Source organism: Flavobacterium sinopsychrotolerans, from assembly GCF_900110375.1.
Classification (GTDB): Bacteria; Bacteroidota; Bacteroidia; order Flavobacteriales; family Flavobacteriaceae; genus Flavobacterium; species Flavobacterium sinopsychrotolerans.
The window spans coordinates 143,651-166,598 of sequence record NZ_FODN01000009.1; the positions used below are offsets into that span (position 1 = coordinate 143,651).

Below are 22,948 nucleotides of genomic sequence, written 5' to 3' on the forward strand. Positions count from 1 at the left end.
TATGGGGGAAAAAAAAATATTTGTTTTTAGTGATTGCTACATTTATGGAGGCAGTGAGAAATTAATTGGGTTTTTATTAAAAAATGAAATAATTACAGATAATTATACTCTTTTGTTTGCCTACAGAAAACATAAGGATTATGAAATAGGGTTGCAAAATGATGGTTTGTTGAATCGAAGCAGTAATTATCCCTTGGTTTTACTTTCAAACGAAACATTATTTCATAAAATTAATGATTTGACAATGCCTAAGTTTTTCAAATCACTATTTAAAGTGCCCTTCTATATTTTTGAAAAAGTTAACCTGTATTCGATATGGAATTTGATGATTTTTATTTTTATATTAAGTAAAACAAAACCAAGTTTAATTCATATTAATAATGGAGGATATCCAGGGGCAAAAAGTTGTAATATTTTAGTTTTAGCAAATTATTTGACTTTCAGAACCAAAATAATTTATCAGGTTAACAATCAAGCTCAAAAAAGTAAAAATTTATTTGCCTATTATTTTGACAGATTTGTGGATAAAAGTGTTAGTTATTTTATTAATGCTTCCTTAAAAGCCAAAGAACAACTTGTAGTACAACGAAAGTTCGATGGCGAGAAAATATTGGTTATAGACAATTGTGTTCCATTGGTGAAACTAAAAAGGAGCAGAAGCCAAATCTGTGAAGAACTCAAAATACCTGATAATAGTTTTATTATAACCCAAGTTGGTTTTCTTTCAGAAAGAAAAGGACAAAGATATTTGATTAACGCAGTGAGGTCATTAATAAATCAGCATCCCCTGCTCCAAGATAAATTAATTTTGTTGCTCATTGGAAATGGAGAAAATGCAGATTTATTGCAAAATCTTATTAATGAGTCCGGAGTAAATAAAAATGTTTTTCTTTTGGGATATAGAAATGATAGTGATGATTTTATAGCTGCTTGTGATGTTTTTGTTTTGCCTTCCATTAGTGATGAAGATATGCCTTTGGTCTTATTGACAGCCTTGGGACAAGGAAAGCCAATAATAGCAACTGATTTTGCCGGAATTTCCCAAGTTATACAATCGGGTAAAAACGGTATTTTGATAAAAAACAATTTAAAGACATTGGTGGAAGATTTAGTTATTCAAATATATACTATGTATTGTAATGAGATTTTAAGAAATAAACTATCGGCTAATGCCCAATTATCCTATCGGAAATATACACCTGAAAATTATGGTTTGAAATTGAAAGCAATTTATGAAAGCGTTTATGCAAATTAAAGAAAACATACTATTGTTAGGAGGTAATGGATTTATTGGAAAGAATATCATTGCCTATTTTAAAAAGAACAATAGCTTCTTGAACTATCATATTATTGTTTTATCCAGAAAATTTCAACATAAAAGAGATGTGGATATTTTTTATGAAGTTGGAGATTATGCTAATAAAGAAATTTTGGATGCACTATTCTCTAAATGGAATTTCACCAAGGTGTTTCATTGTGCAACTTCAACTACTCCTTTATCATCTGGTAATAACATACTGAACGACATTAATGGTAATTTATTAGCAACTATCTGTTTATTGGATGTGATGAAAGAATATGGTTGTAATTATATTTTGTATTTATCGTCCGGAGGAGCTGTTTATGGTGAGAAACATTTGAATACAATTTCAGAGAAGGAAATATGTGATCCTGTTAGTTCTTATGGAGTTGTAAAATTGACCATTGAAAATTATTTACGTCTCTACCAAAAGCAGTACGGGATTAATTATTTAATTTTAAGGGTTGCGAATCCTTTTGGTAAATTTCACACTTCCGAAAAGCAAGGGGTAATCAACATTGCCATTAGAAGGGCATTGAAAAACGAAATAATAGAAGTTTGGGGAGACGGTACACAGTCTAAGGATTATCTATTTGTGGATGATTTGGTTAAAATCATTTTTAGGTTTTTAAAACAAGGAGTTGTTAACAAAACTATCAATGTAGGGTCCGGAGAAATCCATCAATTGAATAGGATTTTGAATACAATTAAAATATATTTGCCAATTTTAGAAGTTGATTATATAGCTTCAAAAATAACCGATGTAAAAGATTTCTGTTTGGATATTTCGTTAATGCAATCATTGCTTAATTTTGAATTTACGCAATTTGAAGAGGCGATAAGAAAAACAATTTTGTTCGAAAAAAAACGATTGAACTAAATGCAAACAGATTATTTAAGAGTATAACCTAAATGAAAGAAGAAAAGTATAATAAAATTGCTTTAATATTAGTCGTGCTAATAGGCTTTTTTATATTGGTGCATTCTCCATTTGTAGCGTCAATATATGTATCTGTTCTTATACGAGTACCTCTATTTTTATTTATAATTTTCTTTTCTCTTTTTACAGTAGTGTATAAGAGATATTTTGTACGGTTTTATTTACCAATCATTCTTTTTTATATTTTTTCGGCTGTTTATTATATTTCTATAGGCTCAAATTTATCTGACGTTGTCTATTCTTTGTTGTATTTTTTTTTAGCGATTGTATTGTTGGTAAGTGTTAAAAGAAATACAAGTCTTAAACAGTTACTAATAAATTTTTATTTTATTTTGGTTTTGGTTCTTTCTACTTTATCAATAATTTCATTCTTGGCATTCAATTTTGAATTAATTCCCTTTGAGTTAAAATCCGTTGGTGAAGGATTAGATGTGTATGTTTATTACCATAATTATTTTTTGGGATATATCAATCCAAAGCTTTTCGAGTCTGGTGTGATCGGGAGGGTATGTGGTTTTATGTTTGAGCCTAGTTATCAAGGATGGTTTCTGTCAACTAATTTCTTCCTGGTTTCAAAATTTCTTGAGAAAAAATGGTATTTATTTATTTTTCAATTAATCGTTTTGTTGGGAGCATTAGCTTCTGTTTCAACGATGAGTTGGGTTGTTTTTGTCATTGTCTTTGCTTCAATGTTGGGATTCAAAATAATGTCAATTTTAGGGTTAAAGGAAAAATCAGCGAATATTTTATATGGATTGATGTTAATTGCAGGAATATTCGCAATGTTTACGGTAGTTAATCAGGATAAATTGTTAGAAATGTTAGGTCCTTCTTCCTCTGAAGATAGAACTGAAAGAGCCGATACGTCATTTCTTTATTTGGCTACTGCCTCTCCTAAAGAACTCGTTTTAGGAAGAGGACCTGGATTTATTGGCAAAAATAGCGATAAAGGAGAGTCAAACCCCATAATTAAATCGTTAGTCGAAAATGGGATAGTATCCACTATTGTTGTTTTGATTTTTGTTGTCTATTGTACGTATCGGTCTAAATATTATATGATTGCTAATTTGTTGTGGCTGAACAGCGTTGTTGTTTTGTTTACTCCCTTATTTATTATTAATGTTTTGGTCTGTAGATGGATGGATGAAAGTACAGAAGAAAATTTGGTTTAAATCTTGAGCCATTTTGGCTTTAAATTTATAAGGTTAATTTTATAAAAAATAAATATAAGTATGAAAGTAGTACTATTATGTGGAGGATATGGAACGCGAATCCGTGATGTCGCAGAAGATATACCAAAACCGATGATCCCAATTGGAGGTAAACCTATAATATGGCACATTATGAAAACATATGCCTCATTTGGTTATACTGATTTTGTTTTATGTATGGGGTATAAAAGTGAAGTAATAAAAGATTTTTTTATCAATTATGAACTTCGTAGTGCCGATGTCACAATCAAATTAGGAAAAAAATCGGAACAAATTGTTTCAGAAACCAGCCATGATGAAGATGGATGGGAAATAACTCTTGCCGAAACTGGAATCAAAGCCATGACAGGTGCTCGTGTTAGGAGAATTAAAAAATACATTGGAGATGATTCTCATTTTATGTTAACCTATGGAGACGGTGTTGGAGATATAGATGTTGAAAAACTAGTTGCTTTTCATAAGTCGCATGGCAAAATGGTAACCTTGACAGGTGTTCGCCCTCCGGGTCGTTTTGGGGAATTAGGTATAGCAGAAGATGGTTCTACCATTACAGGTTTTAATGAAAAACCGCAGGCCAGTGGCGGACGCATTAATGGTGGTTATTTTGTATGTAATAGAGAATTCTTAGATGTACTTAGCGATGCGGAAGATTTAGTCTTAGAACAAGAACCAATGAAAAAATTGGTAGAATTAGGCGAGTTGAAAGTTTTTGAACATGATGGTTTTTGGCAACCTATGGATACTTCGAGAGAATATTCATTGCTAAATGAACTATATAATAATAATCAAGCACCATGGGTAAAATGGGAGAAAAAGTAGTTTTTGGAGGTATTTATCGTAACAAAAAAGTTTTAGTTACTGGTAATACGGGATTTAAAGGTTCTTGGTTGTGCACTTGGTTAATTTCATTAGGAGCTGATGTGTATGGGATTTCAAATGAAATACCTACAACGCCTTCGATGTTTGTTGAATTGGGATTGACGGATAAAATGAAACATTTTGTTGCGGATGTTCGTGATTTGGAATCTATAAAAAAAATAATCAACGAAGTGGAACCTCATTTTGTATTCCATTTAGCAGCACAGGCTATAGTCTCATTGTCATATAGTGAGCCAATAGATACCATTTCCACGAACGTAATGGGAACGGCAAATGTTCTTGAAGTACTGCGTACTTATAGCAAACCATGCACGGCAATTATTATTACCAGTGATAAATGTTATGATAATGTAGAGTGGATTTATGGTTATAAAGAAACAGATGCCGTAGGTGGTAAAGATATTTATAGTGGAAGCAAAGGTGCTGCAGAACTAATATTCAAATCGTACTACCATTCTTTCTTTAAAAAAGAAGGAGGCCCTGTACAAGTAGCATCTGCACGTGCGGGTAATGTTATTGGAGGTGGCGATTGGGCTTTAGATCGTATCATACCAGATTGTATGCGTTCATGGAGTGAAGGAAAAGTAGTGGAGATTAGAAGTCCAAAAGCAACCCGACCTTGGCAACATGTTTTAGAACCACTTAGTGGTTATTTGCAATTGGGAGAGCGTTTGTATAAAGATCATTCTTTGAATGGAGAAAGTTTTAATTTTGGTCCAAAACCGGAATATAATCATACCGTTCAGGAAATTTTGGAAGATATGAGTGTGCGTTGGCATTTTGAAAACTCAAAAGAAGCCTATCAGATAACTGGAAATATTAAGTTTTATGAAGCTGGTTTGTTAAAGTTGAATTGTGATAAGGCGTTGTTCCATTTTCAATGGAAAGCAACATTGGATTATCCGAATTTACTAGCGTTTACTAGCGATTGGTATTATGAGTTTTATAAAAACAAACCCGATATGTTTGCTTATACAAAATCGCAGATTGAGGGTTATGAAAATTTAGCTACACTTGGAAATATAGGATGGACAAAATAAAAATAGAAGGGGTTTTATTGACTCCGTTAAAAAGGATACATCATCCCAAGGGTGATGTTTTTCATGGAATGAAAAAATCGGATCCTGGTTTTTCGGGTTTTGGAGAAGCCTATTTTTCCACAATCAACTATGAAGACACAAAACCTTGGAAAAAGCACCTTGAAATGACATTGAACTTTGTGGTGCCAATGGGAGAAATACGTTTTGTTATTTTTGATGATAGAGAAGATAGTTCGACTAAAAATAATTTTTTTGATGTTACACTGGGGGATAATCATTATCAAAGGATTACGATTCCTCCAGGGGTTTGGGTAGCCTTCAGTGGAGTTGGGGTGAACTATAATCTTTTGTTAAATTTGGCCAATTTAGAACATGATCCAAGTGAGATAGAAAGAAAAGAAATTTTAACAGATATTCCTTACGCATGGTAAATAAAAAAGTGCTCGTTACCGGTGGTAGTGGCTATATTGGCGCGCGACTTTGTTTGCATTTAGCTAATGAGGGCTATGCAGTAACGCCACTTTGTTATTCAAAAATACCCTCCGATGAGAATTGGATATCCAAAATGGATAGAGTCATATTGGGTGATATCCGAGATGAGGTTTTCATGCAAGAGGTTGCGGAGTATCAATATGATATTTTAGTACACTTGGTTTCTTTAGACCATCATCAATCAAATGGGAGTCCATCTTTCGTTAGCTCAGTCAACATAACACCTGTTTGGTCTATGTTAGATATATTTTCAAAAAAAGGATTAGGGAAATTTATTTATTTCTCAACGGCGCAAGTTTACGGAATGTTAAAGGACGAGGTAGTAACAGAAAGTAAGAAGTTGAATGCGCAAAATGCTTATGGGCTGACGCACCAAATAGGAGAGTTGATTTGCGAACATTACGATAAAACGACAGCGGTAGATTGTTGTATAGTTCGATTGTCTAACAGTTACGGGGCGCCACTGTTTGAGGAGAATAATTGTTGGTGGTTAGTCGTGAATGATTTGTGCCGTATGGCTTATATTCAAAAAGAGATTATCTTACAATCAGACGGAACGCCATTGCGTGATTTTATACATGGATGGGACGTATGTTATGGAGTTCAGAATATAATTGAAACGCCTGAGAAAAACTTGACCTACAATTTAAGTTCAGGAACTACACTTTCAATTATGGATATTGCTAAAAAAATAAAAGCAGTCTTCGCCATTAGATATGGTATAGAGTTACCGATATCAGCAACTGATCAAAAAAATAAAACAGAATCAAAACGATACCAGTTAGATAATAGCCTGATTCGTAGTATTGGTTTCGAATTTAAGTTGTCTTTAGAAGATGGAATTAATAACCTTTTTGATTATTTAGAACATAATAATGAATAATACAGCTCCTTTTTTTTCAATAGTAATTCCTACATACAATCACGCTCATTTCATGAAACGTTGTTTGGATAGTTTAATCAGTCAAACGCACCAAAATTGGGAGGCGATAGTAGTAAATAATTTCTCAGAAGACAATACGATTGAAATAGTAGAAGGGTATAATGATCCCCGCATCCGCTTAATTAATAATGCAAATGGAGGCATAATAGCTGTGTCTAGAAATAAAGGAATTTCAGAAGCCAAAGGGGATTGGATTTGTTTTTTAGATTCAGATGATTGGTGGTATTCTAATAAATTAGAATTTTCCTTACCATATTTGAATGATTATGATTTGATTTATCATAGTTTGGACAAACAATTTTTAGGAAAGAGTAATGCAGGAGTTATAAATGGAAGAATTTTAAAGAATGATATCGCTAAAGATTTTTTAGTCAATGGATTTTGTATCCCCAACTCTAGTGTTATGGTTAGGAGAGAAATTATTGACAAAGTCGGGAAAATTAATGAAGATAAATCATTTATTGCGATAGAAGATTCAGATTATTGGATGAGGATTTCAAAAATAACCAGCCGCTTTAAGTTTATAGATTTATGTTTAGGTGCTTATTGGATAGGTGAGAATATTTCAATTTCTGCAAAGCAAATTGATCGAGAGCTTTTTCTTTTCAATAAATATAAAAGTTTGTTAAATTCAGCAGAACGAAATCAAGCGGAAAAATACTTAGCTTTTAGAAAAGCTAGAATATACCATCAAATAGGCGCCTTCAAAGAAGCTAAATGTGAATATTTGATTTCCTTAAATAATCCCTTGGTCTCGTTTAATGTGAAGGCAATTATTGGTTATTTATTATGTTTGGTTGTTAGGATAAAATAATCGTTAAGAATTGAAATTTTAAAATCGTTTTCTAAATAAGGAATATTATAAAAAAATGAAAATAGCTTTTATCATACCTAAATTAATCAATGAAGCTCCAGTTATTGTCGTAAGGGACTTGATAAATCAAATAAACGACAAAGTAGTCTCAATTGATATTTATTATTTTGATGATGTAGATGTAAAAGAAATTAATGTTGCAAATAATTGTTATAAGATTTCTTTTTTAGAAGGAATTGATTTTGATAATTATGATATTATACATTCACACATGCTTAGGCCTGATTTGTATATTTTGTTTAATCGGCATAAAATAAAGAAAGCTAAATGTGTTTCTACTTTGCATAATGATATCTTTAAGGTATTGAAAGATTCTCATAATATATTTGTAGCTTTTATAGTTGAGAAATTATGGATTAAGGCTTTAAACTCATTTGATTCTGTTGTTGTTTTGTCAGAAAGCATGAAATCTCAATATATAAAATCGATAACAAAAGTTCCTTTATCTGTGGTTTTTAATGGAAGAGATTTTCCGAATTCGTTTGAATCAGAAATTGAGGATGCAGATGTTAAAAGCATAAATTTATTAAAATCTCAGTATAAATTAATCGGTGTGTCTGCTAGAATAAGAAAGATAAAAGGGTTTTCACAATTAATCAAAGTTTTACCTTTTTTGAATGAATACGCGTTAATTTTTGTTGGCGACGGTGATGAAAAGCAGACTCTAATTGAATTAGCAAAAGAACTTAATGTTTTAGACAGATGTCTTTTTTTGGGATACCGTATTGATGGTTTTAGATATTTGAAATTTTTTGATTTTTATGCAATGACTTCTTATTCAGAAGGATTTCCTTTAGGCCTGTTAGAAGCTGCTCAAAATAAATTACCTGTTTTTTGTTCAGATTTACCTGTTTTCAGAGAATTATTCGACGAAAGTGAAGTTTCTTATTATCATTTAAATGACATTGAATCTCTTAAGTATTCAATTTTGAAATTAGAAAATAATAAAGAAGAGTTTTCCAAAAATCTTTGGACTACAGTAATGAATAAATATAGTTTAAAAAAGATGGGCAAAAATTATTTGGATTTATATAAAAAATTAATTTATTAAAGAGATTATTGATGGATTTAAAAACCTAACTACCTATATTAGTTTTTTGAATAGCCAAAAAGGAAAAAAATAGTTTTGAGAGATGTTTTTAAAATAAGATGTAGAGAAACAAAAAATATTGAATGAACACAAAAATAACTACCTGTATTGTTTTGTACGAAAACGAAATCACATTGGTGCAAAATGCTGTCCAATCTATATTAAAAATATGTGCGGTTGATAAAATATTTTTGGTCGATAATTCGCTTACTAATCAATTAAAAGTATTGGTTACCGATTCCAGAATCAAATATATCCACAATCCTTCTAATCCTGGTTTTGGAGCGTCCCATAATGTGGCTATTCAACAGGCGCTGGAGTTTGGTTCAAAATATCATTTTATCGTGAATCCTGATATTTATTTTGAGGGAGATGTGATTTCGCCAATGGTAGAGTATATGGCAAATGATGCCACAATTGGAATGATGATGCCACAGATTCTAAATGTAGATGGAAGTGTTCAGAATTTACCTAAACTTTTACCTAGTCCTTTAAGTATATTAAAAAGGAAAATTAAAAAACCAGTAACGGCGTATCAGAAATTCATCAACGAATATGAGTTGCGGGAGGTTCCCAAAGATACCATTTACAATGCTCCTGTGCTTTCGGGTTGTTTTACTTTATTCAATCTAGATGCAATAAAAATAGTGGGGATGTATGACGATGCTTTTTTTATGTATTTTGAAGATTGGGATTTGTCAAGAAGAATGCACCAACATTACAAAACCATTTATTTCCCACAGGTTTCGGTGGTGCACGAATATGAATCAGGAGCCAATAAGAGTAAAAAATTATTTAAAATATTTGTAGACTCTGCAATAACCTACTTTAATAAATGGGGGTGGTTTTTTGATTCTGAAAGAAAGACAATAAATAAGGAGGCTTTGTCTCAATTTAAATAAATGAAAATAACAATAACCGGAGCTACAGGATTTGTTGGTAGTAATCTTCAAGACTATTTGAAGACTTCTCATGAAATAGCATCCATGCGTGTTCGTTACGTACCCAATCAAAGATTTGATATACAAACGGATGTTATTATGCATCTGGCTGGCAAAGCGCATGACTTGAAGAAAGTTTCTAATCCTCAGGATTACTACGAAGCTAATTTTGAATTGACCAAGCAATTGTTTGATGCTTTCTTAGCATCAGAAGCATCGATTTTTATATTTATGAGTACCGTAAAAGCCGTCGCAGATGAAGTTAAAGGAATATTGAGTGAAGACGAAATACCTAATCCAAAAACTCATTATGGGATTGCAAAGCAGCAAGCCGAACAGTATATTTTGAACAAAGAAATACCAGAAGGTAAACGGGTTTATATTTTAAGACCTTGTATGATACATGGTCTTGGAAATAAAGGCAATTTGAATTTATTGTATCAATTAGTTGCTAAAGGATTGCCATGGCCCTTAGGAGATTTTCAAAATAAACGTTCTTTTTTAAGCATTGAAAATCTTTGTTTTGTAATACAGGAGTTAATAGAAAACGTGGCTATTCCATCGGGAGTATATCAAGTGGCAGATGATAAATCTTTATCTACAAACGAATTAATCCATTTATTAGGAGTGAGTTTGGGTAAAAAAAATAGAATTTTAAATATTCCGTCCTCTTGGATTAAAAGAGTTGCTAAGCTTGGAGATCATATGTATTTACCACTCAATTCTGAAAGTTTGCAAAAATTAACTGAGAATTATGTGGTAAGTAATAAGAAGCTAATAAAGGCGATAGGAAAGCCATTACCAATAGAATCAAAAAAAGGTTTGTTGAAAACATTCCAATCATTCAAAAAATAATAAGTATAATATGATCATTGAAAAAACAACAATACAAGATTTAGTGATTGTAACTCCTAGCGTTTTTGAAGACTCCAGGGGTTTCTTTTTTGAGGCCTACAACCAAGCTAAATTTCGTAAAAATGGAATCAATTATCAATTTATACAGGACAATCAGTCCTTCTCTACAAGAGGGGTGATTCGAGGATTGCATTTACAAGTTAATCCTTTTGCGCAAGCTAAATTGGTTCGCGTCTTAGAAGGTGAAATTCTTGATGTTGCCGTCGATTTACGTAAAAATTCGCCTACTTACGGCGAGCATTTTAATGTAGTTTTGAGTGCCGAAAATAAAAAACAATTGATGGTACCGCATGGTTTTGCCCATGGTTTTTCGGTTTTGAGTGAAACGGCATCTGTACTGTATAAAGTAGATCAACTGTACCATAAAGAAAGTGAAAGAGGGATTCGGTTTGATGATCCTACGCTTGCTATTGATTGGCAGTTGCTTCCTGAAGAAGTTATTGTTTCTGAAAAGGATTTGATATTGCCTGGTTTTAATGATATCGATTGGGAGTTTTAAAATGGGTTTTGGGGATTAGGTTTTGGGTTTTAGACTTAAAGTTGTAAGTTGTATAGAGAGATGGTTTTAGAACTTAACCACAAAGTTCACAAAGGAATCGCAAAGGGCATTACGATTGTTGCTTTAACCATATGCAGCGCTGCTGAAAAGTTTTTTGTCGCAAGTTTAAAAGATTTTGACGGTCAAAGTAAAAACATTTAAATTGAACTGAATTATGGAAGAAGATATTCGATGGAAACAACGTTTTGGAAACTATCTGAAAGCACTTGGACAGTTGCAGAAATTTATAGCGAAGGATAATTTAAACGAGCTGGAAGAACAAGGGCTTATTCAAGCTTTTGAATTTACACATGAGTTGGCTTGGAATGTAATGAAGGATTATTTTGAATACCAGGGAAATACGACTATTACTGGGTCTAGAGATGCTACAAGAGAAGCCTTTCAAAAAGGATTGATTCAGGATGGGGCACAATGGATGGAAATGATAAAAAGTAGAAACCAATCTACACATACTTATAACGAAAGTACAGCAAACGATATTAGAGATAGAATATTAAATTATTATTACGATTTGTTTGTCTCTTTTAACGAAAAAATGAAAGAATTTTTAGAATGATACAATTTGGGTTAAAACAGGAAGATATCGACAAAATAAATCATGTCTTTGCAAGCAATGAAGGCATTGATAGCGTTGTTATTTATGGTTCTAGAGCTAAAGGGAACTTTAAAGTAGGTTCTGATATTGATTTGACGATCATCGAGAATTCATTAACTTTTCCAGAGTTTTTGGAAATAGAGAATACATTAGATGATTTATTATTGCCTTACAAAATAGATTTGTCCCTAAAACGGAACATAACCAATATTGATTTGCTTGCGCATATTGACAGAGTTGGGAAATTGTTTTACAAAAGATGAAATAGCCCAGAGTGACGATCGATTCCATTTAAGATTACCAAAAGTTTTAAAAATGTTTAAAAGTTTACCGTTCAAAGTTGTCTGTTGGATCGAGACTTGTATCTCTTTGTAAGTGGAATAATCAAAATAAAATAAAGTAAAAGCAGCAGTAATACGCTTGTGCTTTTGCGTTAAAGAACAAAAATGAAAAAAATTTTAGTGACAGGGGCTACTGGACAATTAGGTTCAGAACTGAAAGTGTTATCCGAGAATTATGCGCAATATGAATGGATTTTTGCGGATAGAACGCAAGTATCTTTGGATAATTTGGATGTCTTAAAAAAACAATTAGAAGTACTATCTCCAAATATAATTTTGAATTGTGGTGCTTATACTGCTGTAGACAAAGCTGAAACCGAACAGGAATTAGCAAACATGATTAATGATTTGGCTGTAGGTATTATTGCCCAATATGCTAAAGATTATTCCGTAAAATTAATCCATATTTCTACCGATTATGTATTTGATGGTACCTCATCCGTTGCATTGACAGAGGAAGCTGTAACCAAACCTATTAATGTTTATGGGGCAACTAAAAGAGCAGGGGAGCTAACGTGTTTGAAATTAAATCCAGATGCTATTATCATCAGAACTTCATGGGTTTACAGTAGATTTGGAAACAATTTTGTAAAAACCATGCAACGATTGTTACAGGAACGCGATACTATTAGTGTTGTCAACGATCAAATCGGTTCTCCAACGTATGCAGCGGATTTGGCTCAGGTAATGATGAACATTGTAACGGCACAAGAGTGGATTGCAGGAATGTATAATTATTCGAATGAAGGAGAAATCAGTTGGTACGAATTTGTTTTGGCTATCCAAGAAATTGGAGGTTATACTTGTGAAGTGAATGGTATTCCTTCATCGGCTTATCCTATGCCTGCAAAGCGTCCCGCTTTTTCTTTATTGGATAAAAGCAAGATTAAAGAGGTGTACGGTATTGATGTGCCGGAGTATAAGGTTAGTTTGAAAAAATGTTTAAAGTTTAAAGTTTAAAGTTGTTCAAGAGTTCTCGATGCAATTTTATAAAATTACTCGAACTGACGAATATTAAAATAATATAGAAATGAAAAAAATACTAATCACTGGTGGTGCCGGTTTTATTGGATCTCACGTCGTACGACTTTTTGTAAAGAAGTATCCGCAGTATCAAATTTTTAATTTGGATGCGCTGACGTATGCGGGGAATTTGGAGAATATAGTTGATATAGAAAAGGAACCTAATTACACATTTATTAAGGGTGATATTGTTGATGCTGCGTTTATTGATGCCTTATTCGCGGAGCATCAATTTGACGGGGTATTGCATTTGGCTGCTGAATCACATGTGGATCGTTCCATTACGGATCCGTTGTCTTTTGTAAAAACAAATGTTATAGGTACCATGAACCTGTTGAATGCCGCTAAAACAATCTGGCAAGGCAATTATGAAGGAAAGCGTTTTTACCACATTAGTACTGATGAGGTTTATGGAAGTTTGGGTGCCGAAGGATTGTTTACGGAGACAACGGCCTATGATCCTAACTCTCCTTATTCTGCTTCTAAAGCGAGTTCGGATCACTTTGTTCGGGCCTATGGTGAAACCTACGGTTTGCCTTATGTCCTGACGAATTGTTCTAATAATTACGGACCGTATCATTTTCCTGAAAAACTAATTCCGTTGTTTATTAATAATATCATTCAAAACAAACCGTTACCTGTTTATGGTGATGGGAAATATACCCGCGACTGGCTTTTTGTAGAGGATCATGCTGTTGCGATTGATTTGGTTTTTCATGAAGGTAAAAACCACGATACTTATAATATTGGTGGTTTTAACGAATGGCAAAACATTGATTTGGTTAAATTATTGTGTACCATAATGGATGCCAAATTGGGAAGAGCTGCAGGAACCTCTGAGCAACTGATTGCTTATGTAAAAGACCGTCCAGGACATGATTTGCGTTATGCGATTGATGCAAGCAAGATTAATACAGAGTTGGGATGGAAGCCGTCGGTTACTTTTGAGCAAGGATTGGAACGAACTGTAAATTGGTATTTGGAAAATCAAAGCTGGTTGAATAATATTACTTCAGGGGAGTATGCTAGTTATTACGAGAAACAGTACAATTAGTAGAAATTCAAATGTCTGAGGTAGGAAGACAAAGATCGAAAGTTATAGAGGCGAAAGTTAAAGGTCGAAAAATAGTTGTCAATTTTAAGTTCGCGATTCCCTAGAATAGCAGAGAGCGAACAACTAATAATGTAAAACTAACTTATCTTAACTATTTAATAAAATCGCTATCGCTAATTTATAAAATTACTACTCATGAAATTTTATTGCAAGTAAATAATTAGGGCTTACTAATTTTCTTTTTTGCTTGATCAAAAAAGAAACAAAAAAATCAAGTCTTCACTTCCTCGTCGGTCAAATTAGTTTTCGAATACTAAAAGAAAAGAACTCGCTACGCTCAAACAGCTTTTCTTTTTACGTATTCTTCAAACATTTGACACTCGACTGCGTAAGCTAAGGACAGTAAACCTCGGAAATAACATCAATTTGGTATATAATTGAATACAACCATGCAAAGTCATTTTATATTGCTTTTTTTGGGATAAAAATTACACCTCGAAGAGACGTATACTATGTATAATACTAACATACGATAACAGAAAATACAATGAAAGGAATTATATTAGCCGGAGGTTCCGGAACCCGTTTGCATCCATTAACGCTTGCTATGAGCAAACAAATGATGCCTGTGTATGATAAGCCGATGATTTATTATCCGTTGTCTACTTTGATGATGGCAGGTATAAGCGAAATATTGATTATTTCTACGCCTCATGATTTGCCTAATTTCAAAAAATTATTAGGAGATGGAGCGTCGATAGGCTGTCAATTCAGCTATGCGGAACAGGCTATTCCAAATGGTTTGGCGCAAGCTTTTGTTATTGGTGAAGAATTTATCGGAAAAGACAGTGTGGCATTGGTTTTAGGGGATAATATTTTCTTTGGGGCTAACATGCATGAATTATTGCAATCCAATACCAATCCGGAAGGCGGAGTCGTGTTTGCGTATCATGTTTCTGATCCAGAGCGCTATGGTGTGGTGGAGTTTGATGCCACATTCAAAGCGCTTTCTATTGAAGAAAAACCTTTGGTACCCAAATCCAATTATGCCGTTCCCGGTTTGTATTTTTATGATAATTCGGTGGTAGAAATTGCCAAGAATATTAAACCGAGTGCCCGCGGTGAGTATGAAATCACCGACGTGAACAAAGTATATCTTGAAAAAGGAGCTTTGAAAGTAGGTATTTTAAGTAGAGGTACCGCTTGGTTGGACACCGGAACTTTTAACAGCTTAATGCAAGCGGGACAATTTGTTCAGGTTATTGAAGAGCGTCAAGGATTAAAAGTAGGCTGTATTGAAGAAATTGCCTGGAGACAAGGTTTCATTAGTGAACAACAATTGAAAGATCTTGCCGAGCCTTTGAAAAAATCAGGGTACGGGGAGTATCTTTTGGGACTGTTGAAGCATAAGTTGTAAGTTAATTGTTAATAGTGAGAAGTTAATAGTGAGGAGTGATCAGGGATTAGTTCTTATTTATTATTATTATTATTATTATTATTATTATTTATTTAAAAGCATAGACATAGTTTAAAACATGACATATTTTGCATTAATTATTTTATTGGTTGGTATTGAACTTCTTTATTTTAAAATAGCGGATACCTACAATATCATTGATAAACCGAATAGTAGATCATCCCATACTTCTATTACATTAAGAGGTGGCGGCATTATTTTTCCAATAGCCATAAGTATTGCTTTTTTACTGGGCTATGTTTCTTGGGCTGTTACGCTTGCTGTAGTATTAGTGGCTGTAGTAAGTTTTATTGATGATATCAAACCGCTTTCTCAGTTACCTCGTTTTATTTCACATGTCATAGCTGTGGGCCTGGTTTTTTATGAGTTGCATTTGTTTTATGAACCTTTGTGGTTGCTTCCGGTTGTGTTTGTACTCCTTATAGGTTGGGTGAATGCCTTTAATTTTATGGATGGTATCAATGGGATAACCGTTTTGTACGCTTTAGCAGCCATAGCTACTTTTTCTTTTTTGCCAATCAACAAAGCCAGCTTGCCATTACTGATTACTATGGGATTGTCTTGTTTGGCTTTTGGGATATTTAATGTTCGAAAAAAAGCTAAAACCTTTGCAGGGGATGTTGGGAGCATTAGTATGGCACTTTTTTTGGGCTATTTTATGATAAAGACTATTATTGATTCAGGGCAACTCGGGTATATTCTTTTCTTTTCGGTTTATGGAATTGATGCTATTATCACCATTATCAATAGATTGCTTAAAAAAGAAAATATATTTCAGCCACACCGCTCTCATTTGTACCAATATCTGGCCAATGAAATGGGCTATTCCCATATTCTAGTTGCCTTTATTTATGCAGGATTTCAATTGGGTATAAACGGATTGGTTATTTATATGGATGCCAATGGGGACTTGACCCTGCTTTTTATCGGCGGATTTTTACTGCTACTGACCTTAATTTATTTACTTGTTCGAAATTTTGTTACTCGTAAAATGGTTCTCGGGAATTCTTAATCCGTTTTTTGCTTCTATTTTTATCCCGAATACAATACTTCGAAAGGTATGACAAAACGTTTTTTTGATATTGTTTTCTCCCTCTTCACACTTCTCTTATTTTTTTGGGTTCTATTGATTTCTTGGTTGCTGGCCGTTATTGATACGCAAACGAATGGCATATTCACCCAAGAGCGTATTGGTCGACATGGTGTACCATTTAAAATATATAAACTGCGTACGATTCGGACCGAATCCCAGTCCGATAAAAAGTATATTTCGAGAATAGGCCAGTTCCTGCGACGCTTTAAATTGGATGAACTGCCTCAGTTCTTTACTGTTCTCAAAGGAGAAATGAGTATTGTGGGGCCAAGACCCGATTTACCGGGTTATTATGATTTGTTAACCGGTGAAAATCGTAAAATACTAGAATTGAAGCCAGGATTAACCTGTTTAGCTTCCATAAAATATAATAAAGAGGAGTTCTTGTTGCAGAAGCAGGAGTCGCCTTTGGTTTATAATGACAGTATTATTTTCCCGGATAAAGTACGACTGAATCTCGCGTATTATTACCATCGAAGTTTTTGGGGAGATTTAGTAGTTATCTGGAATACTGTGTGGGTTGTTTTTTTTCGAGGGAAATAGATTGATGAAAAGAGTTTTGGGTTTTAGTTAGCTAATAGTAGGTTTGAAATTTTCGTTTTGTCCTAGTTCTAAAAGGAGTTCAAAATTCAGGGCTTGATGTTGTTTTGAGACTATATAGACACTTTGAAGTTTGCTACCAATGACTTTTTATTGAAAGTATAAAATTAAGGGGTACTAATTTTTTTGTCTTGATTACTCACGAGTTAATACTTTTTTGTGGTTCGTGAATCTTCGTTTTGTTTTGATAAAAATAGAAACAAAAAATGTTTTACGGGTTAAATGTTTGTTTATTGGGACTATATAGTATTACTCAAGAACAATCTTTTCTTTTAGCTCACTTAACTTTTATTATAAGTGGTGTTCGCTGAATCTTCGATTTGTCTTGATACAAAAGAAACAAAAGATCAAGCCTGAAAATAAAAAGCTTAAAAACTACCTCAAAGTACCGCTGCGCAGCCCGAGCCGTTCGTCCTTCGTCCTCAACTCGCGGACTGCTGCCACTTTACTTTCTCGTTGTTTTTTATGCTTTTTATTTAAGGGCGGGAGAGGAGTTTTCAGTTATGGGTTCTAGGTTTTTGGTATTGGGTTTTATTGAGGAGGCTTGTAATTTTCGTTTTGCACCAGTCCTAAAGGGAGTTGAAAATTTAGCGTTTGATGTTGTTTCGAGACTATATAGAGACTTTGAAGTGTGCTACCAATGACTTTTTATTTAAAGTAAAAATTAAGGTTTACTCATTTTCTTTTTTAGCTCATTTGACTTTTATTTTATTTGGTATTCGCTGAATCTTCGATTTGTCTTGATCAAAAAAGAAACAAAAAAATATTCACGGGTTGTTATTGTTTTTTTTGTATTCATGAATCTTCGATTTCAAAAGAAACAAAAAATATTCATGGGTTGACTTTATGTTTATTGATACTACTACTTTATATGAAGAACAATCTTTTCTTTTGCCTTGATGCAAAAGAAACAAAAGATCAAGCCTGAATAGTTTTATCCCAAAAATCATCGGACGTATTTTTCTATCGCAACCCCAGCCGCTCGTGTTTCACACTCAACTCGGGGGTTGCTCCCCTCTGCCAACGCTTAAATCCTTACCGTGATTTTTTGAGATAAAACTATAAGGGCGGTGTGAAGAGTATTTAGATCAACGTTTATTGGTATTATTATTATTATTATCATTATTATTATTATTATTATTATTTCTGAGGAAGAATCTTTACTTTTTTAGCTCACTTAAGTTTTATTATAAGTGGTGTTTGTAGAATCTTTTCTTTTGCCTTGATTATTCACAAGTTAATGCTTTTTTGGAGTTCGTGAATCTTCGATTTAAAAAGAAACAAAAAATATTCATGGGTTGACTTTATGTTTATTGATACTACTACTTTATATGAAGAACAATCTTTTCTTTTGCCTTGATGCAAAAGAAACAAAAGATCAAGCCTGAATAGTTTTATCCCAAAAATCATCGGACGTATTTTTCTATCGCAACCCCAGCCGCTCGTGTTTCACACTCGACTCGGGGGTTGCTCCCCTCTGCCAACGCTTAAATCCTTACCGTAATTTTTTGGGATAAAACTATAAGGGCGGTGTGAAGAGTATTTAGATGAACGTTTATTGGTTTTATGGATATTGGGTTTGAAATTTTCGTTTACATCAATCGAAAAGGGAGTCGAAAAATCAGAACGTGATGCTGTCTCTCGACGGTGCTCAAGATTACAGCTCTGTAGCGGATTAAATAGTTCTCGGTACATTTTTATAAAATGGAAACAGGTAATTTAGAACAACAGTTGAAAAGCGTTTTTTAGTTTTAGGCTTCATTGAGCAGGGAGTTGTGCTGAATTGTTTTTATTAACTTTTTTTATTTATCTTGAGTTAACTGCGGTCTCCGTTCCTATAAATTTTTAACTTTAAAAAATATATTCCAATCGTACTCGTTATGAGTAGGAACAACTCTTTATTTTGAAGATGCAAAAAAACAAAATTTGGCTTTCACCTCCTCATATGGGAGGAAACGAACAACAATACATCCAAGAGGCCTTTGACACCAACTGGATTGCTCCGATAGGACCCAATATTGATTTTTTTGAACAAAGTTTGGAGCATTATCTGGGTTCGGGGTATGTTGCCGCATTGAACTCGGGTACCGCGGCCATTCATTTGGGATTGATTCTTTTAGGGGTTCAGTCAGGTGATACTGTACTTTGTCAGAGTATGACCTTTTCAGCTTCAGCCAATCCTATTTTGTATCAAGGGGCAATCCCTGTTTTTATTGACAGTGAAGCCGAAACCTGGAATTTATGCCCTATTGCCCTTGAAGAAGCTATCATTGACCAAATAAAAAAGGGAAAAAAACCCAAAGCGATTATTGCCGTTCATTTGTATGGGATCCCTTACAACATTGATGCCATTCGAGTCCTTGCCGATATTTATGGAATTCCAATTTTGGAAGATAGCGCTGAGGCACTAGGGAGTAGTTATAAAGGACAAAAATGTGGCACTTTTGGGGATATCGGAATATTCTCTTTTAATGGCAGTAAAATTATAACTACCTCGGGAGGAGGCGCTATTGTGACAAATTCCGCGGCCTTAAAGAAGAAAGCTATTTTCTATGCCACGCAATCCAAGGAGGATGCGATTCATTATGAGCACAGTAAGATCGGATATACGTACAGAATGAGCAATGTATGTGCCGGTATCGGTCGGGGACAAATGGAAGTACTGGAAAAACATTTGGAATCAAGAAGGCGGATCCATCAATTTTATGCCGTGTTTTTTGAAGGTATCGCCGGAATTACCGTGCATGCTGTACCTGATGACCGCTATTTTTCTAATTATTGGTTGACTGCCATTTTAATAGATCCCATTAATCCTTATCAAATGACAAGGGATCAAGTGATGCATGCGCTTACCGAGGAAGACATTGAATCTCGTCCCCTTTGGAAACCGATGCATTTGCAACCTCTTTTTAAGGAAAATGCCTATTACGGTCATGCTGTAGCCGCAACTTTATTTGAGCAAGGGCTTTGTTTGCCGTCGGGTTCAAATCTTAGCGATGAAGCACTAAATAGGATTAAAGGGGTCTTCTTGCAATTAATGGGCTGAGGATAAACCAAGAAGCCTCTCTTTTTGAAGAAGCGGTGTTTTAAAACAATATCATCCGTACCCGAAGCCCGGTTGTGTTTTGTTCTAGTCGTTATAAAAACCGAAATGTAATGCATAAACCTGTTATTTTAACATCAATTATTTGTAGTTTTGTTACCATAACAAAGAATAATTTTAAAGCTATATCAATTGGATAGAAATAATAATACGAATCTGGATGGGTTTGTTTCAAAATATTTTTCGAGAGCTAATCTGCGATTTAATATTCATAACCTTAGTTATCTGCCCCGTTGGATCATCGTGATGATGGATGTGACCGTCTTGATTGTTGCTTTCTTTTTTACCTATCTGATCTTCAGAGGAACTGGTCTGGATTATATTATTACGCCTCATCGTTTTCTTTTTATAAGTTCTTTTTTTGGCGTTAATATTTTCTTCTTTTGGATTTTTAGAACGTATTCCGGAATTATCAGGCACTCTTCGTACATTGATGCAGTCAAACTTTTGTTTTCACAAATGGCTGTTTTGGTGCTGTTTCTTTTTTTAATTTTGCCTATGAATTGCTGTTTGGTGCTAAAGCCTTTTTGAACACCGCTTTTTTCATTAATGTAGTGCTCTCTTTTTGTGGTTTGTTTTTGTATCGTGTGGTGGTGAAACAGACTTTTGAACTCTATTTTTCGGAAAAAGGGAATAATAAACTCATCAGAGCCATTATCTATGGTACTGATGCGAATGCGATATCTGTAGCCAATGCGTTAAAATTTGAAACTCCTTCCCGTTTTAAAATTGTCGGTTTTGTAGACAAGAACAATCAAAATGCCTCCAAAAGAATGCTGGATTTGCCTATTTTGGTGCAAAAGAAAAAGATGCCGACCTTGATGCGCTCCGTGGGTGCTGAAGGTGTCATTATAGCAGACAAAAGCTTGACCAAAGAAGAGCAATTGATCATTGTGGACCAATGTTTAGAATACAATTTTAAGGTGTATAATGTCCCTTTGATTTCTAACTGGGAAAACCAAAAGGAGATTTCCCAAAAAGTAAAGAATATAGAAATTGAGGATTTATTAGAAAGACAACCCATTGTATTAGACAATAAATCAATTACGAGACAGCTGAAAGACAGGACTGTACTGATTACCGGAGCAGCAGGATCGATAGGCAGTGAAATTGTACGTCAGGTATTGAGTTTTCATCCTAAAAAGATTATTATTTTAGACCAAGCGGAAACTCCGCTGCATCATTTATGTCTGGAGACCCAAGCTTTAATTTCCGATTCAAAAATCAGAACTGTAATTGGTGATATCCGTAATAAAGAGGCTTTGGAGAATCTTTTCAGTTTGTATCGTCCTCAAGTGGTTTTTCACGCTGCTGCCTACAAGCACGTTCCTTTGATGGAGGAAAATCCTTCTCAAGCCATTCTTACCAATATTCAGGGTACCAAAAATCTAGCTGATTTAGCCTGTAAGTACAACGTAAAGAAATTTGTAATGGTGTCTACCGATAAAGCGGTTAATCCCAGTAATGTGATGGGAGCCAGTAAACGAATAGCAGAGAAATATGTTCAATCCCTTCATCTAAGAAGTCAAAGGGCGAATCATTCCAGTGCCACAAAATTTATCACTACCCGTTTTGGAAATGTTTTGGGTTCTAATGGATCCGTTGTGCCTTTGTTTACCAAACAAATCGCGGAAGGTGGTCCCTTAACGATTACACATCCTGATATTATTCGGTATTTTATGACGATACCGGAGGCTTGTCAACTGGTTTTGGAAGCCGGTGCCATGGGGAACGGCGGTGAAATTTATATTTTTGACATGGGAAAACCAGTTAAAATTATCGATCTGGCCCGAAAGATGATTAAGCTTGCCGGATTCATTCCTGAAAAAGATATTAAAATTCAAATTGTTGGTTTGCGACCTGGAGAGAAATTATATGAGGAATTGCTCAATGATACGTCAAAGACATTGGCTACGCATCATGAAAAAATTATGATTGCACAGGAAATTCAAGATGAGTTTGAAACTCTTCATGTTGATATTGATGAATTGATTGGTATTGCTAATCAGTATCAGAATGATGCTGTTGTTGCGAAAATGAAAAAGATTGTGCCGGAGTTTAAGAGTATGAATTCGACTTTTGAGTTATTGGATAAATAGGAATTATTATTATTTCTATTATTATGGAGAAGCCCATAGGACAGTTTTGTTTTATGGGCTTTTTTGTGTTTGTAGTGGATTTTTTATTGTAGTTGTTTATAGTGGTTTTTTATAGTGGTTTTCGGTGTAGGTTTATTATTTCTGAAGAACGATCTTTTCTTTTTTGCTTGATCAAAAAAGAAACAAAAAAATATTCACGGGTTGTTATTGTTTTTTTGGTATTCATGAATCTTCGATTTCACTGCCTGAAAATAAAAAGCTTAAAAACTACCTCAAAGTGCCGTTCCGCAGCCCGAGCCGTTCGCCTTCCAGGCTCAACTCGCGGACTGCTGCCACTTTACTTTTTCGTTGTTTTTCTATGCTTTTTATTTAAGGGCGG

At 34.0% G+C, this 22,948-nt stretch carries 22 protein-coding genes; all 22 read left to right on the forward strand.

The window, feature by feature from the left end; genetic code table 11:
- The first annotated feature begins 1 nt into the window (after position 1).
- Entirely contained in the window at positions 2-1,255 is a 1,254-nt protein-coding gene (locus tag BMX64_RS14565; RefSeq protein ID WP_091173836.1) for a glycosyltransferase, read from the forward strand.
- Positions 1,233-2,180: an NAD-dependent epimerase/dehydratase family protein gene (locus tag BMX64_RS14570; protein ID WP_091173838.1), complete on the forward strand. Its 948-nt coding sequence runs from the start codon at positions 1,233-1,235 to the stop codon at positions 2,178-2,180. Before BMX64_RS14565 ends, BMX64_RS14570 begins: the two co-directional genes overlap by 23 nt.
- A gap of 431 nt (positions 2,181-2,611) precedes the next feature.
- Complete coding sequence (locus BMX64_RS14575) at positions 2,612-3,412, forward strand: hypothetical protein (RefSeq protein ID WP_143056083.1); 801 nt, start codon at positions 2,612-2,614, stop codon at positions 3,410-3,412.
- 60 nt (positions 3,413-3,472) lie between these two features.
- Positions 3,473-4,270 carry a glucose-1-phosphate cytidylyltransferase gene (gene rfbF, locus BMX64_RS14580; protein ID WP_091173845.1) on the forward strand — a complete coding sequence of 266 codons (798 nt, stop codon included), beginning with the start codon at positions 3,473-3,475 and terminating at the stop codon, positions 4,268-4,270.
- Complete coding sequence (rfbG, locus tag BMX64_RS14585) at positions 4,246-5,370, forward strand: CDP-glucose 4,6-dehydratase (RefSeq protein WP_208858982.1); 1,125 nt, start codon at positions 4,246-4,248, stop codon at positions 5,368-5,370. Before rfbF ends, rfbG begins: the two co-directional genes overlap by 25 nt.
- Entirely contained in the window at positions 5,358-5,801 is a 444-nt protein-coding gene (locus BMX64_RS14590) for a dTDP-4-dehydrorhamnose 3,5-epimerase (protein WP_091173849.1), read from the forward strand. The genes rfbG and BMX64_RS14590 overlap by 13 nt, the downstream gene beginning before the upstream one ends.
- Positions 5,795-6,745 (forward strand): NAD-dependent epimerase/dehydratase family protein, encoded by a 951-nt coding sequence (locus tag BMX64_RS14595; protein WP_091173853.1) that lies wholly within the window; start codon positions 5,795-5,797, stop codon positions 6,743-6,745. The genes BMX64_RS14590 and BMX64_RS14595 overlap by 7 nt, the downstream gene beginning before the upstream one ends.
- Entirely contained in the window at positions 6,738-7,619 is an 882-nt protein-coding gene (locus BMX64_RS14600; protein WP_091173857.1) for a glycosyltransferase family 2 protein, read from the forward strand. The genes BMX64_RS14595 and BMX64_RS14600 overlap by 8 nt, the downstream gene beginning before the upstream one ends.
- A gap of 55 nt (positions 7,620-7,674) precedes the next feature.
- Positions 7,675-8,730 (forward strand): glycosyltransferase family 4 protein, encoded by a 1,056-nt coding sequence (locus BMX64_RS14605; RefSeq protein WP_091173861.1) that lies wholly within the window; start codon positions 7,675-7,677, stop codon positions 8,728-8,730.
- A 122-nt stretch (positions 8,731-8,852) separates the two neighbouring features.
- Positions 8,853-9,671 (forward strand): glycosyltransferase family 2 protein, encoded by an 819-nt coding sequence (locus BMX64_RS14610; protein WP_091173865.1) that lies wholly within the window; start codon positions 8,853-8,855, stop codon positions 9,669-9,671.
- Complete coding sequence (locus tag BMX64_RS14615; RefSeq protein ID WP_091173868.1) at positions 9,672-10,565, forward strand: NAD-dependent epimerase/dehydratase family protein; 894 nt, start codon at positions 9,672-9,674, stop codon at positions 10,563-10,565.
- Positions 10,566-10,575: 10 nt separating this feature from the next.
- Positions 10,576-11,124 carry a dTDP-4-dehydrorhamnose 3,5-epimerase gene (gene rfbC, locus BMX64_RS14620; protein WP_091173872.1) on the forward strand — a complete coding sequence of 183 codons (549 nt, stop codon included), beginning with the start codon at positions 10,576-10,578 and terminating at the stop codon, positions 11,122-11,124.
- A 214-nt stretch (positions 11,125-11,338) separates the two neighbouring features.
- On the forward strand, positions 11,339-11,740 hold the full coding sequence (locus BMX64_RS14625; RefSeq protein ID WP_208858983.1) for a nucleotidyltransferase substrate binding protein: 402 nt from the start codon (positions 11,339-11,341) through the stop codon (positions 11,738-11,740).
- A complete protein-coding gene (locus tag BMX64_RS14630; RefSeq protein ID WP_091173877.1) occupies positions 11,737-12,042 on the forward strand; it encodes a nucleotidyltransferase domain-containing protein in 306 nt (101 codons plus the stop codon). The genes BMX64_RS14625 and BMX64_RS14630 overlap by 4 nt, the downstream gene beginning before the upstream one ends.
- Before the next feature lie 183 nt (positions 12,043-12,225).
- Positions 12,226-13,080 (forward strand): dTDP-4-dehydrorhamnose reductase, encoded by an 855-nt coding sequence (gene rfbD, locus BMX64_RS14635; protein ID WP_091173881.1) that lies wholly within the window; start codon positions 12,226-12,228, stop codon positions 13,078-13,080.
- Between the two features lie 70 nt (positions 13,081-13,150).
- Positions 13,151-14,197 (forward strand): dTDP-glucose 4,6-dehydratase, encoded by a 1,047-nt coding sequence (gene rfbB / locus BMX64_RS14640; RefSeq protein ID WP_091173885.1) that lies wholly within the window; start codon positions 13,151-13,153, stop codon positions 14,195-14,197.
- A gap of 547 nt (positions 14,198-14,744) precedes the next feature.
- Positions 14,745-15,614, forward strand: coding sequence for a glucose-1-phosphate thymidylyltransferase RfbA (gene rfbA / locus BMX64_RS14645; RefSeq protein ID WP_091173889.1), 870 nt, complete (start codon positions 14,745-14,747; stop codon positions 15,612-15,614).
- Between the two features lie 118 nt (positions 15,615-15,732).
- Positions 15,733-16,686 (forward strand): MraY family glycosyltransferase, encoded by a 954-nt coding sequence (locus BMX64_RS14650; protein ID WP_091173892.1) that lies wholly within the window; start codon positions 15,733-15,735, stop codon positions 16,684-16,686.
- Positions 16,687-16,734: 48 nt separating this feature from the next.
- Complete coding sequence (locus BMX64_RS14655) at positions 16,735-17,310, forward strand: sugar transferase (protein WP_091173895.1); 576 nt, start codon at positions 16,735-16,737, stop codon at positions 17,308-17,310.
- Positions 17,311-19,276: 1,966 nt separating this feature from the next.
- Positions 19,277-20,413, forward strand: a complete 1,137-nt coding sequence (locus tag BMX64_RS14660; RefSeq protein ID WP_091173898.1) for a DegT/DnrJ/EryC1/StrS family aminotransferase — start codon at positions 19,277-19,279, stop codon at positions 20,411-20,413.
- A gap of 189 nt (positions 20,414-20,602) precedes the next feature.
- Positions 20,603-21,001 (forward strand): hypothetical protein, encoded by a 399-nt coding sequence (locus BMX64_RS15890; protein ID WP_244273311.1) that lies wholly within the window; start codon positions 20,603-20,605, stop codon positions 20,999-21,001.
- On the forward strand, positions 20,998-22,569 hold the full coding sequence (locus BMX64_RS14665; protein ID WP_244273312.1) for a polysaccharide biosynthesis protein: 1,572 nt from the start codon (positions 20,998-21,000) through the stop codon (positions 22,567-22,569). Before BMX64_RS15890 ends, BMX64_RS14665 begins: the two co-directional genes overlap by 4 nt.
- Positions 22,570-22,948 lie beyond the last annotated feature (379 nt).